Here is a 12,420-nt window from a genome sequence, read left to right as displayed (position 1 = left end):
CCCTCCCTACGGCCAAGGCGCTCGATCGGCCGTCCGGATCCATCCGCCTCGCCCGCCGCCATGAGCAAGTGAACCGTCTGGGGCAGACAAGGTGGAGAACGGCCCGGCTCTTCCTCGCCGCGGCTCGGTCCAGCGCTACTCACACCTGGAAGGCAGCCTTACTCACACCTGAAAGGCAGGCTCCGGACGGCCCGGCGGCGGTGGCGCCGGGTCCGTTCCCGGCCCCGGGATGTCCGGGGTGGGGATGGGAGGAGCGGGCGCCGGCCCCGGCCCGCCCGGGCTGGGTGGCTCGAGCGGTGGGTCGGGCTCGGCCGGGGGCAGAGTCTGCTGCGTGTCTGGCTGGGACAGTGTTCGCTTCTGGGGGAGCGTACTGTCCGGATCGAGAACGGTCGTCTCGTCCAGAACGGTCATGGTTCACCCCTTTCCTGCGATCGAGTCGGCGATCCCTGGGCCAGTCCTGATGAGTCCTGGTCTAGTCCTGGTCTAGTCCTGGTCTAGTCCTGGTCGGCCAGGATCCACGCCGCCGCGTCGGGCGGCAGCAGCTCACCCTCGAGGGGTGAACTCGACAGGACAACCCTGCCGGGCGGCAGCGGGACCGCAACTGCACCGGTGTTGAGCACGCACACGAACCCGTTGCCCCGGGCCAGACCGAGCACCTGATCCTCTTCGCCGGTCCAGACCAGCGGCCCGCCGTCGTGGCCGAGTTGGGGCAGCTCACGGCGCAGCCGGAGGGCCTCGCGGTAGAGCGCGAGCATCGAGCCGGGATCACCCTCTTGCGCCTCGACCGACAACTCACCCCAGGAGGCCGGCTGGGGAAGCCAGCCAAGAGCGTCCCCAAATCCGAGAGAAGGCCCACCCCGCTGCCAGGGGAGCGGAACCCGGCAGCCGTCGCGACCGCGCTCGGTGTGGCCCGAGCGCTCCCAGGTCGGATCCTGCAGCACTTCCTCGGGCAGGTCCTCGACCTCGGGCAGACCTAGTTCCTCGCCCTGGTAGAGATAGACGCCGCCGGGCAGTGCGAGTGCATAAAGGATGGCCGCCCGGGCCCGGCGGGTGCCGAGCGCGACGTCGGTCTCGCCCTGGGGGAACTCCGGGGCGTTGCTGCCGGAGGTGCGCTGCTGGGGCCGGCCGAGCCGGGTGACGTGGCGGGTGACGTCGTGGTTGGAGAGCGTCCACATCACCGGCGCGCCGACCGAGTCGTGGGCCTCGAGCGAGATGCGGGCCGTCTCGCGCAGTTCCTTCGCGTGCCAGCGGGCGCGCATCAGCTCGAAGTCGAAGGCGGTGTGCAGGCGCTCGGGCCGCAGGTACTCGGCCAGCCGGGCGGAGCTCTCCACCCAGGCCTCGGCCACGAACACCTTGGGCGGGTCGTAGGAGTCGCCGACCGCACGCCACTCCTGCCAGACGTCGAGCACACCCGGCCGGTCCCAGTAGGGGTGGTCGGGAACCTTCACGCGGGCGAGGATCTGCTGCTGGCTGAGGTTCAGGCTGGGCAGCGCCGGATCCTTGATCAGGCCGTGCGCCACGTCGATCCGGAAACCGTCGGCGCCGAGGTCGAACCAGAACCGCAGGACGCTCTCGAACTCGGCCCGGACCTCGGGGTTGTCCCAGTTCAGGTCGGGCTGCTTCACGTCGAACAGGTGCAGGTACCACTCCCCGCCCTCGACCCGGTGCCAGGCCGGCCCGCCGAAGACGGACTGCCAGTCGTTGGGGGGCTCGTCGCCGTCCGGTCCGGAGCCGGGCCGGAACACGAACCGGTCGCGCTCGGGTGAGCCCGGGGGTGAGGCCAGGGCGGCGGTGAACCAGGGGTGTTCGTCGGAGGTGTGGTTGGGCACCACGTCGAGCAGGACCTTCAGCCCGGCCGCGTGCGCCTCCTCGATCAGCGCGCGGGCCTGCTGCAGATCGCCGAAGGGGGCGTGGATGTTGCGGTAGTCGGCCACGTCGTAGCCGGCATCGGCCTGGGGGGAGGGGTACCAGGGGTTGATCCAGATCGCGTCCACCCCGAGCGAGGCGAGGTAGGGCAGCCGGGACCGGATGCCGCCGATGTCGCCCAGGCCGTCGCCGTCGGAGTCGGCGAACGACCGGATGTACAGCTGGTAGGTGACGGCGGAGCGGTACCAGTCGGCGGCTTGCTGGCGGGCAACGGGCTCATCGGTGAGGTCTGCGCTGGTCACGGTTCCGAAGCTACCGGCGCCCACCCGCCGTCACATTTTGGCCGTCACATTTTGGCTGTCACACCCGGCCGTCACATCCCGTACGGCACCTGTCGTTCCAGCCACTGCAGCCGGAACTGGTGCTCCTCCTCGAGCCGGGCGCTCAGCGAGGCGGCCACCTCGGGGCCGCCCTTGCGGCCCAGGCGGCCGTGCGTCTCCAGCTGGACGGCGATCCAGAAGCGGGTGCCGACGGTGCCGGCCGGTTCCAGGCCCAGCTGGCCGACGATCGTGACCTGCGGGGCGGCGGCCAGCTCGACGGTGTACTCGCCCTCCCGGGCCCCGTTCCAGGCGGACTGCTGCCAGATCAGGGACTCGGTCATCATCGACTTGCCGCCGAAGAAGCGGCGCGCGGGCATGATGTCCGAGGCCTGGCGCTCCGAGACCTGGCGGAAGGCCCCGGCCCGTTCCCTCAGCTCCAGGACGTGGAAGTCCTCGTACCCGAGCTGCCGGGCCTTCTCGGTGAGATGTTCCAGCCGGGTCATCATCCGGAACGTCACCAGCGGTGAGACCCCGTAGACCCAGTCCAGACCGAACTGCGCTGACATGGCTGAGTGTCCTCCTCGCTGCCGGACTCTAGGACATGATCCGGATTCATGGGACGACCGACGTCGCCACCCTGCCAGATCGGCAGGCCGGTCCACGGCGGGTGAGCGTGTGGGCGGACGGGGGAAGGCTCGGGCTGGGATAGCCTGTGGTGCGTGGCTGAGTACATCTACACCATGCGGAAGGCCCGGAAGGCGCACGGCGACAAGGTCATCCTCGATGACGTGACGCTGTCGTTCCTGCCCGGCGCCAAGATCGGCGTGGTCGGGCCGAACGGGGCCGGTAAGTCCAGCGTGCTCAAGATCATGGCCGGGATCGACCAGCCGTCCAACGGTGACGTGCGGCTGGATCCCGAGGCGACGGTCGGCATCCTGATGCAGGAACCGGAGCTGAACGAGTCGAAGACCGTCCTCGGCAACGTCGAGGAGGGGGTCGGCGAGATCAAGGCCAAGCTCGACCGGTTCAACGCCATCTCGGAAGAGATGGCCAGCCCTGACGCCGACTACGACAAGCTGCTGGCCGAGATGGGCGAGCTGCAGGAGGCGCTCGACGCCGCCGACGCCTGGGACCTCGACGCCCAGCTCGAGCAGGCGATGGACGCGCTGCGCTGCCCCCCGGGCGACGCCGACGTGAGCGTGCTCTCCGGTGGTGAGCGCCGCCGGGTGGCCCTGTGCAAGCTGCTGCTGTCGGCCCCCGACCTGCTGCTGCTCGACGAGCCCACCAACCACCTGGATGCCGAGAGCGTCCACTGGCTGGAGCAGTTCCTGGCCTCGTACAAGGGCGCCGTGCTGGCCGTCACCCACGACCGGTACTTCCTGGACAACGTGGCCGAGTGGATCCTCGAGCTCGACCGCGGCCGGGCCTACCCCTACGAGGGCAACTACTCCACCTACCTGGAGAAGAAGCAGCAGCGTCTGGCGGTCCAGGGCAAGAAGGACGCCAAGCTGGCCAAGCGGCTGGCCGACGAGCTCGACTGGGTGCGGCAGAACGCCAAGGGCCGGCAGACCAAGAGCAAGGCGCGTCTGGCCCGCTACGAGGAGATGGCGGCCGAGGCCGAGCGGACCCGCAAGCTCGACTTCGAGGAGATCCAGATCCCGCCCGGCCCGCGGCTGGGTTCGCAGGTCATCGAGGTCAACAAGCTGCACAAGGCGTTCGGTGAGCGCGACCTGATCAAGGACCTGTCGTTCACCCTGCCGCGCAACGGCATCGTCGGCGTGATCGGCCCGAACGGTGTGGGTAAGACCACGCTGTTCAAGACCATCGTCGGGCTGGAGCAGCCGAGCGACGGCGAGGTCCGGGTCGGCGACACCGTCTCGATCTCGTACGTCGACCAGAACCGCGGCGGGCTCGACCCGAAGAAGACGCTGTGGGAGACGGTCTCCGACGGCCTCGACCACATCAAGGTCGGCCAGGTCGAGATGCCCTCGCGGGCCTACGTGGCGGCCTTCGGCTTCAAGGGCCCGGACCAGCAGAAGCCCACGGGCGTGCTGTCCGGTGGTGAGCGCAACCGGCTGAACCTGGCGCTGACCCTGAAGCAGGGGGGCAACCTGCTGCTGCTCGATGAGCCGACCAACGACCTCGACGTGGAGACGCTGGGCTCGCTGGAGAACGCCCTGCTGGAGTTCCCCGGCTGCGCCGTGGTCATCTCCCACGACCGGTGGTTCCTCGACCGGGTGACCACGCACATCCTGGCCTATGAGGGCACCGAGGAGGACCCGGCGAACTGGTACTGGTTCGAGGGTAACTTCGAGTCGTACGAGAAGAACAAGATCGAGCGTCTGGGTGAGGACGCGGCGCGCCCGCACCGGGTCACGCACCGCAAGCTCACGCGCGACTGATCTTTCAGAGCCGAAGAGCCAAAACAACGGACGCCCTTGGTCACCGAAAAGGTGGCCGAGGGCGTCCGTTGTTTGTCGGGATTCTCAGACCGCGTTCTGCCGCCGCAGCACGACCAGGGCGACCCAGCCGATCGGCACCCGGATCCAGAAGGTGACCACGCGGAAGAGCAGGGCGGCCGAAAGGGCGGCGGATTCGTCCACCTGGATTGCTGTGAGGCCGAGGAACAGGGCGGTCTCGGCGGCCCCGATACCTCCGGGCACCGGCACTGTCCCGGCAATGGCCGAGCCCCCGATCACCACCACAGCCATCAGGATCAATGGAGCGCTCTGGTCGAAGGCGGCCAGCGAGGCCGCGAGCACCGCAACGAAGCCCAGGGTCACAGCCAGGTGCCCCACCACAGCCAGGGCGAGCCGCTTCTTGCTGGTCACGATGTGCCGGAGTTCGGGGCCGGCCTCACGGAACGGCTGCACCACGTGTTTCACGAAAAGGGCCCGCCCCCACGGCCAGAACCGCAGCAACAACGCTGCAGCCAGCACCACCCCGGCGACGATGGCCACAGCCAGCCAGGGCACGTGCGGGGCGTCGGACATATTGCGGCCGGACAGGGCCAGCAGCAGTGTGATGGCGACCGCGGTGACCAGCACCGACATGGTCTGGACGAGTCCGACCACGGCCACCGCCACCGCCACCGGGACGTCCTTGCGGGTCAGGTAGCGCACGTTCAGCGCCAGCCCGCCGGCACTGGCCGGAGTGATCAGGTTGACGAACGAGGTGGCCAGCTGGACCAGGGTGATCTGGCCGAAGGGGATCCGGCCGGGGGAGAAGGCCAGGAACCCGGCCGCGCTGCCGACCACCGGCAGGATCGAGAACAGCAGCGCCACGCTCAGCCAGACCGGGTCGGTGTCGCGCAGCCGCTGCCACAGGTCGGCGAAGTCGACCCGCTGGACCAGCAGGTAGACGGCCACGACCGAGGCCACCCCGAGGACCACCCGGCCGATCAGGGCGCCCCGGCCCCGCTGGCGGGCGTCCGGATCGGCGGGAGCGGGCACTGGCTCCTCCGGCACAGAATCAGGCTGTGCGGCTGGGACATCGGTGGGCAGGGACACGCTGCCACCTTCGCACAGCGCGCTGAGCAGCGGGAAAACAACGGTTGCAGTTCAGGGACGAATCAGGGACGAACCGGAGTAGGCCTGCCCTTTCGGTCAACCCGCCTTTTCGGTCAGGCCGCCTTTTCGGTCAGGCCGGCTTGCCCGAAGAGCCGCCACCGTCGTCCTTGGGCTCGTCGTTGTCGTTCTTCTCCTCGTTCTCGTCGCGCTTGCGGCTCTCCGCCTCGCCCTCCTGCTGGCCCATCTTCTGGGCCTGCTCCTGCTCGGAGTCGATCTCGGCGCAGTGCTGCTGGAGCTGCTCGGAGAGCTTCTCCACCTCTTCGCGCAGGTTGTTCAGCCGGGTGCCGAGGGCCTGGTGCTCGGCCTGCTCGGCGCCGGTCAGGGCCTCGTTGATCAGCTCGGCGGTGCCCAGGAAGGTGTCACGACCGGTGTCCAGCTCGGCGCGGGCCAGACCGAGCTGCTCGGCGACCTCGTTGTGGCTCATCCGCTCGCTGATCACGTCGAGGGTCCGGGCGGCGTTCTCGAAGACGTCACCGCTGCCGGCCAGCTCCTCGACGATCTTCTCCAGGGCCTCCCCGGCGATGCTGATCGACTGGCCCACCCCGTCCCAGCCGTGCTCGTGGGCCAGGTCGATCTCGCCGCGGGCGTACTCCAGGGCCTCCTCGGCGCGGTTGCGCGCCTCGTCGGCCGCCGCACTCACCGCTTTGACGTCTGAGCTGATTTCCTCGGTGCGCGACATCGGTTCTCCCTTGTGCGAAGTGCCCCAAATCCTAGTGGGGGCGCCTCACACCCACCTCACCCCGTCGGGGTCGGGAGCTGTGCGGGTGCGCCGAGCCGGTGGGCGATGATGACGCCGCTGATCGCCTGGGCGTTGATCAGCGCCACCAGCACGACCAGCTGGAAGCGGGCGGCGTCCATCGGGTCGGCCCCGCCCAGCAGGGCGCCGATGAAGGCGCCGGGCAGGGTGACCAGGCCGGTGGTCCGGGTCTGGTCGATCACCGGCATCATCGCCTCGGCCACACTGCGCCGGCAGATCCGGGCGGTGGCCTGGCGCGGGGTGGCGCCGAGGGCGAGCAGACCCTCGATCTCGTCGCGCTCGGACTCCAGGCCCGCGGCCAGCCGGCGGCCGGTGAGGGTGGCGGCCAGCATGGTGCCGCCGATCACGATGCCGCCCAGGGCCACCAGGTAGCGGGCGGAGAGCTCGAGCATGCCCAGGGCGAAGATCACGGTCAGGGTGCCGACGGCGGCGGTGGTGCAGGCCAGGGCTGCGGCGGGCAGGGCGTGGGGCAGGGCCTTGATCCGGCCCGCGGCGGTGCGTACGGCGATGGTCAGCATCACCGCCAGGGCCAGCACCACGAAGGGCGGGGCGTCGAAGACCCCGCGCAGGGCCAGCCCGACCAGGGCCAGCTGGGCAGCGCCCCGGATCACCGCCCAGGCCGGGCCCCAGCCCAGCGGGACCTGGGCGATCCGCAGCACCAGCCAGGTCAGGCCGATCAGGACGGCCACCCCGACGGCCAGCCGGACATCGGGGTGGAACAGCGTCACTCCGGCACCCGGAACATGCCTTCCTGTCCGAGGGTGGCCACCAGCGTGCCGTCCAGGGCGTAGATCCGGGCCAGGCCCAGCCCGCGGGCGCCGGACGCGGAGGGGCTCTCCTCGACGAACAGGTGCCAGTCGTCGAAGCGGGCCGGGCGGTGGAACCACATGGCGTGGTCGAGGCTGGCCGTCTTCATGCCCGGGGTGGCCCAGGCCAGGCCGTGGGCACGCAGGGTCGGCTCGAGCACGGTGTAGTCGCTGACGTAGGCCAGCACCACGGCGTGCAGCAGCGGGCCGGGCGGCAGCGGGCCGGTGGGCCGGATCCAGACCGCCTGCTCGGCGGTCTTCTCCGGGCCCGGGCCGAGGAACAGCGGGCTCTGGACGTGGCGCAGCTCGAACGGCTGGGAGGCCAGGAGGGGCCCGAGGCCGCGGACGCTGTGCCCGGCCTCGGCCAGGCGCTCGCGGAACGAGGGCACCTCGTCCGGGCGGGGCACCTCGGGCATCGGGGACTGGTGGTCCAGACCCTCGGCGGCGGTCTGGAACGAGGCGATCATCGACAGGATCGGCTTGCCGTGCTGCACCGCCTGGACCCGGCGGGCGCTGAACGAGCGGCCGTCGCGCAGCCGCTCCACCGCCAGCTCGATCGGCACCTGCGGATCACCCGGACGCAGGAAGTAACCGTGGAAGGAGTGCGGCGGGCGGTCGGCCTCGACCGTCTTGGCCGCCGCGGCCAGCGACTGGGCCAGCACCTGGCCACCGAAGATCCGGCCGTTGGGGGAGTGGAAGTTGTGGCCGAGGAAACGGTCCTCCCCGTCGGGCTGCACGTCGAGCTTGGCCACCAGGTCGGTGGTGGCGACCGTCCCGGCCTCGGCCACCGGGCTCTCGGCGTCCACGCCGGTGATCGCCGCCAGTGCGTCGCGCGCCCGGTCTCTGCTCGTCACTTCGGTTCTCCTTCGTGCTGACCTGCTGATGCTGCTGGTGATGCTGCCCCGCCGACGGCCGGCGCGCTCACCATGCGGGTGGCCAGGTCGGCGTACAGCTCCCCGATCTGCGCGGCGCTGCGGCTGCCCCGGGGGTCGTACCAGCGGGCCACGTCGACGCTCAGCGAGAGCAGGGCCCGGGCCACCGCCCGGGTGTCGGGCACGTCCATCTCACCACTCGCGTTGCCGGCGCTGAGCTGGGCCTCCACCACGGCCTCGATCTGCCGGCGGATCCCGAGTACCCGCCGCCGGTCCGCCTCGGCCAGGGCGGTCAGCTCGTGCTGCACCACCCGGGCCACCCGGTGCCGCTCGGCGTGCCAGGCGGTGAACGCCCGGATCACCGACTGGAGCCGGGCCAGCGGGGTGGGCGGCCCGGCGACCGAACGCTCGACCAGGTCGAGGGCCGCCTCGTGGCCGACCACGCTGATCTCGGCCAGCAGGGCCTGCTTGGAGGGGAAGTGGACGTAGAGCGCGGCCGGGCTGAGCCCGACCCGGGTGGCGATGTCACGAGTGGTGGTGGCGTGGAAGCCCCGGTCGGCGAAGGCCTCGATCGCGGCCTGGACCAGCCGCTGGGAGGAGTCCCCGGCCCGGTCCGGGCCGCCTTCGTCGTCCGTCCAGCTCATCGCCGAGCGGGTCGCCATGGCGGGAGCATGTCATGAACGAGCGCTCAGTCAAGGCACACTGGTTCCGAGCGCGAGGATGCACTCACCGGACGAGGAGGGGCAGATGCGTCTCGACGAGGAGACGGAACTTCACGGCAAGAGGCAGTCCGAACAGTCCAGTCAGTCCGAACCGGCTCCGGAGGGGCTGGCCAGCCGCCGGTTCCAGGGCCGGGTTGCGGTGGTCACCGGGGCCAGCCGGGGTATCGGCCTGGCCATCGCCCGGCGCCTGATCGCCGAGGGGGCCCGGGTGTGCGTCACCGCCCGCAAGGCCGGCCCTCTGGAGGAGGCGGTCGAGCAGCTGGGCGGCCCGGAGGTCGCGGTGGGCGTGGCGGGCCGGGCCGACGACGCCGAGCACCGTTCCGAGGCGGTGCGGCGCACCATGGAGACCTTCGGCCGGCTCGACGTGCTGGTCAACAACACCGGCATCAACCCGGTCTACGGCCCGACCAGCAGCGTCGACGCCGGGGCGGCGGCCAAGGTCTTCGACGTGAACGTGATCGCGGCGCTGTCGTGGACCGACGAGGTGAGCAAGCTGGGGCTGGGCTCGCGGGAGGGCGCCGCGATCGTCAACGTGGCCTCGATCGCCGGGCTGCGGCCGTCGCCCGGCATCGGGGTGTACGGGGCCAGCAAGGCGGCGCTGATCCACGTCACCTCGCAGCTGGCGCTGGAACTGGCGCCCCGGATCCGGGTCAACGCAGTGGCTCCGGCCGTGGTCAAGACGCAGTTCGCCGAGGCGCTGTACGAGGGCCGCGAGGACCGGGTGATCGAGGGGTACCCGCTGGGCCGGCTCGGGCACCCGGACGACGTGGCGGCCGCGGTGGCGTTCCTGGCCAGCGACGACGCCTCGTGGATCACCGGGCAGACGCTGACCCTCGACGGCGGCGTGGGTCTGGCCGGAGGCCTGGGCTAGAGGCCTGGGCCGAAGTAGCCGCTCGCTACCCGCCGGGGCAGTTGACCCGGCGGGTAGCCGGGCGGTTCAGTGTGTTCCGGTCGATCCCGGACAGCAGCCGGGGTCTTGTGCGACCGGAGGATCTGATGAGCACCGAGGCGTCGACGACCCTGACCGAGACCCGGACCGAGACCCTGGCCGAGACCTCCGGCGGTACCGGCCGCACCATGCCGGCCTGGCGGGTCACGGCGGCCGGGGAACCGGCGGCGGTGATGCGGCTGGAAGAGGTTCCGGTGCCCTCACCCGGCCCCGGGCAGGTTCTGGTCCAGGTCGGTGCGGCGGGCCTGGGCCTCACCGACGCCGCTCTGGCGCAGGGCCTTTCGCTGCAGGCTCCGCCACCGCCCTTCACCCCGGGGCTGGAGCTGTGCGGGGAGATCGTCGGGGTCGGGGCGGGTGTGTCGCAGTACCGGCTGGGCGAGCGGGTCGTTGGGCAGACCACGCTGCCCAGCGGTTCGCTGGCCCAGTTCGCGCTGGCCCGGGACCAGGACGTGTTCCCCGCCCCCACCGCGCTGGACGACGAACCCGCGGCGGTCTTCCACATCGCGTACCTGACCGCCTGGCTGGGGCTCTATCGCCGGGCCTCGGTGCACGTGGGCGAGTGGGTGCTGGTCTACGGGGCGGCGGGCGGCCTGGGCAGCGCGGCGGTGCAGCTGGCCCTGGCGGCGGGCGCCAAGGTGGTCGCGGTGGTCGGGTCGGAGGAGAAGTTCAAGCTGGTCCGGGGGCTGGGCGCTCAGGTGGTGCTGGACCGCAGCCGTCAGGACGTCGAGGCCGCGGTGCGCGAGCTGACCGGTGGCAAGGGCGTGCAGGTGGTCTTCGACCCGGTCGGTGGGCCGACGTTCGAGCAGGCCGGGCGGCTGGTCGGTTTCGAGGGCCGGATCGTGGTGGCCGGTTTCGCCTCGCAGCAGGCCGTCCCGGTGGCGCCGGAGCAGGTGCGGGCGGCCAACTTCACCGTGCTGGGCGTCAACTCCGCGCTCTACCGCGAACGGGAGCCCGAGCTGGTGCAGCGGGCCCACGCCGACCTGATCGCGCTGCTGGACGCCGGGGCGCTGCGCCCGCAGCTGACCGAGACGCTGCCGTTCGGGCAGGCGCCGCTGGGGATCACCCGGCTGGCCGAGATGTCCACCCACGGCCGCCTGGCCGTGTCGGTGTCGAGCTCTGTGTCGGGCTCGGTGTCGGGCTCGGTCGGGGACGATGCCTCGGGGTGACCCGCCCACCCAGGCGGGCCGTCGTCCATCGTTCTGATGTTCTGAAGGGTCTTCGCAACCCACGGACCGGCGCCGGCCAGGCCCCTCCTCCTTCCCGGCACCCGGTCCGGGGTGCTGTCATTGCATCGGTCACCCGGCGCGCCCCTTGACCACCAATTTCGTGTGACCCAGGCCACTCGGGCCGATGAGGGACGATGGACGGGTGCCTCGCCACCGAGAAATGGTCCCGTTGCGCTGGTCGGACAGCGATGTGTACGGCCACGTCAACAACGTGATGCTGCTGCGCCTGCTGGAAGAGGCCCGGGTGTCCGCGCTCGAGCCGGACTTCCTGGAGGGCGGGCTCTCGGCCGGGGCCGGCACCGGGCTGCTGGTGGCCCGGCAGGAGATCGAGTACTTCGTGCCCCTGACCTGGCGGGCCGCTCCGGTCGCGATCGACCTGTGGGTGACCCGGATCGGGGCCTCCGACTTCGAACTGGGCTACGAGGTGCTGGAAGAGGGGCCCGAGGGGCCGCCGGTGGTCTACGCCCGGGCCGAGACCACGCTGTTCGCCTTCGACCTGGCCGCCCAGAGGCCCCGGCGCCTGGCCGAGCTGGAACGCAAGAAACTGCTGGAGTGGCTGGACGAACCGATCCGCTGGCGTCGGCGGCGGGAGAAGGCGGCGGCCCCCCGATGAACCTGCTGCTGCCTGATCTGGCCACCCTTTCCGATCTGCGCACGTTCGTCGGCCGCGCCCGGCAGATCGACGAGGGCGGGGCGATCCGCCTGGTCGGCGCGGGCGAGGTGCTGGCCATGTACGCCTGCGCCCTGCACGGCGGGGGCGGGCCGACGGTGCTCGCCCTGCGGGTGCTGTCGCTGGCCGAGCCCACCGAACTGGACGCCACGGTGCCGCTGAGCGCGCTCAGCGACCGGTTCGCGCGGATCGACCGGTTGATGGCCGGCGCCCGGCCCACCCCGCGCAGCGTGGGCAGGCCGATCGAGCTGCCGGTCCCACCCACCACGGCCACCAACGCCAGCTGGGCGGGGGTGGCGCCGCCGCGTTCGGGCTGGAACCTCGAGGGCATGGTGCCGCTGGCTCTGCTGCGCGACGCTGCGCGCGCGGGGATCGAGGAGGTCGCGGCGGGGGTGCCGAGCGGGTCGGGATCCGCGGCAGTGGCTCGGCTTCGCGGGCTTGTCTGGGGACGCTCGTTGCTGGGTTCCCAAGGTCCGGCGGTGCCCGCCGGGGTCGCCTTCGCGGCCGAGACGTTCGGATTCCTGGGCCGCGCGGCTTCGGTGGAGGCTTCGCCGGAAATTGAAGACGCGTCAACGCTCCACTCGGCGGGGCCGTGGTGGCGGCTGAGCACCACCCGCGGGCACGTGCTGGCCCGGACGGCTTCGCTCCTGGGGTCCTGAGGGG

The 12,420-nt window shown here is 71.4% G+C and carries 12 protein-coding genes; 5 read left to right on the top strand and 7 right to left on the bottom strand.

Annotated elements, in window-relative coordinates; genetic code table 11:
- Positions 1-494: 494 nt before the first annotated feature.
- Together QSK18_RS23355 and QSK18_RS23350 are read right to left on the bottom strand one after the other, a co-directional pair.
- Positions 495-2,168, bottom strand: coding sequence for a glycoside hydrolase family 13 protein (locus QSK18_RS23355; protein WP_285623335.1), 1,674 nt, complete (start codon positions 2,166-2,168; stop codon positions 495-497).
- A gap of 71 nt (positions 2,169-2,239) precedes the next feature.
- Positions 2,240-2,752 (bottom strand): DUF2505 family protein, encoded by a 513-nt coding sequence (locus tag QSK18_RS23350; protein WP_232809928.1) that lies wholly within the window; start codon positions 2,750-2,752, stop codon positions 2,240-2,242.
- A 153-nt stretch (positions 2,753-2,905) separates the two neighbouring features.
- Between QSK18_RS23350 and ettA the strand changes: the two genes are divergently transcribed.
- Entirely contained in the window at positions 2,906-4,588 is a 1,683-nt protein-coding gene (gene ettA, locus QSK18_RS23345; protein ID WP_285623326.1) for an energy-dependent translational throttle protein EttA, read from the top strand.
- Positions 4,589-4,672: 84 nt separating this feature from the next.
- On the opposite strand, the gene QSK18_RS23340 is transcribed toward ettA, so the two are convergent.
- From QSK18_RS23340 to QSK18_RS23320, 5 genes are all read right to left on the bottom strand, one after another.
- Positions 4,673-5,653, bottom strand: coding sequence for a lysylphosphatidylglycerol synthase transmembrane domain-containing protein (locus QSK18_RS23340; protein WP_285623324.1), 981 nt, complete (start codon positions 5,651-5,653; stop codon positions 4,673-4,675).
- A gap of 172 nt (positions 5,654-5,825) precedes the next feature.
- Positions 5,826-6,434: a hypothetical protein gene (locus tag QSK18_RS23335; protein WP_285623321.1), complete on the bottom strand. Its 609-nt coding sequence runs from the start codon at positions 6,432-6,434 to the stop codon at positions 5,826-5,828.
- A gap of 56 nt (positions 6,435-6,490) precedes the next feature.
- Complete coding sequence (locus QSK18_RS23330) at positions 6,491-7,240, bottom strand: ABC transporter permease (RefSeq protein WP_232809932.1); 750 nt, start codon at positions 7,238-7,240, stop codon at positions 6,491-6,493.
- Complete coding sequence (locus QSK18_RS23325; protein WP_232809933.1) at positions 7,237-8,172, bottom strand: acyl-CoA thioesterase; 936 nt, start codon at positions 8,170-8,172, stop codon at positions 7,237-7,239. The genes QSK18_RS23330 and QSK18_RS23325 overlap by 4 nt, the downstream gene beginning before the upstream one ends.
- A complete protein-coding gene (locus tag QSK18_RS23320; protein ID WP_232809934.1) occupies positions 8,169-8,852 on the bottom strand; it encodes a TetR/AcrR family transcriptional regulator in 684 nt (227 codons plus the stop codon). Before QSK18_RS23320 ends, QSK18_RS23325 begins: the two co-directional genes overlap by 4 nt.
- Before the next feature lie 85 nt (positions 8,853-8,937).
- On the opposite strand from QSK18_RS23320, the gene QSK18_RS23315 reads away from it, so the two are divergent.
- From QSK18_RS23315 to QSK18_RS23300, 4 genes are all read left to right on the top strand, one after another.
- Entirely contained in the window at positions 8,938-9,783 is an 846-nt protein-coding gene (locus tag QSK18_RS23315) for an SDR family oxidoreductase (protein ID WP_232809935.1), read from the top strand.
- A gap of 125 nt (positions 9,784-9,908) precedes the next feature.
- Positions 9,909-11,027: a zinc-binding dehydrogenase gene (locus QSK18_RS23310; RefSeq protein WP_285623305.1), complete on the top strand. Its 1,119-nt coding sequence runs from the start codon at positions 9,909-9,911 to the stop codon at positions 11,025-11,027.
- A 202-nt stretch (positions 11,028-11,229) separates the two neighbouring features.
- A complete protein-coding gene (locus QSK18_RS23305; protein ID WP_285623302.1) occupies positions 11,230-11,700 on the top strand; it encodes an acyl-CoA thioesterase in 471 nt (156 codons plus the stop codon).
- Complete coding sequence (locus QSK18_RS23300) at positions 11,697-12,416, top strand: DUF8185 domain-containing protein (RefSeq protein ID WP_285623291.1); 720 nt, start codon at positions 11,697-11,699, stop codon at positions 12,414-12,416. The genes QSK18_RS23305 and QSK18_RS23300 overlap by 4 nt, the downstream gene beginning before the upstream one ends.
- Positions 12,417-12,420 lie beyond the last annotated feature (4 nt).

Source organism: Kineosporia sp. NBRC 101677 (assembly GCF_030269265.1).
GTDB classification, from domain to species: domain Bacteria; phylum Actinomycetota; class Actinomycetes; order Actinomycetales; family Kineosporiaceae; genus Kineosporia; species Kineosporia rhizophila.
Note: the sequence above shows the minus strand (reverse complement) of the source record. Positions and strands in the feature narration are given on the sequence as shown.

Bases quoted from the DNA above. Each gene is read 5' to 3' on its own strand.
- QSK18_RS23335 (WP_285623321.1), bottom strand. From the start codon at position 6,434: ATGTCGCGCACCGAGGAAATCAGCTCAGACGTCAAAGCGGTGAGTGCG.
- QSK18_RS23310 (WP_285623305.1), top strand. From the start codon at position 9,909: ATGAGCACCGAGGCGTCGACGACCCTGACCGAGACCCGGACCGAGACC.
- QSK18_RS23350 (WP_232809928.1), bottom strand. From the start codon at position 2,752: ATGTCAGCGCAGTTCGGTCTGGACTGGGTCTACGGGGTCTCACCGCTG.
- QSK18_RS23315 (WP_232809935.1), top strand. From the start codon at position 8,938: ATGCGTCTCGACGAGGAGACGGAACTTCACGGCAAGAGGCAGTCCGAA.
- QSK18_RS23320 (WP_232809934.1), bottom strand. From the start codon at position 8,852: ATGGCGACCCGCTCGGCGATGAGCTGGACGGACGACGAAGGCGGCCCG.
- QSK18_RS23300 (WP_285623291.1), top strand. From the start codon at position 11,697: ATGAACCTGCTGCTGCCTGATCTGGCCACCCTTTCCGATCTGCGCACG.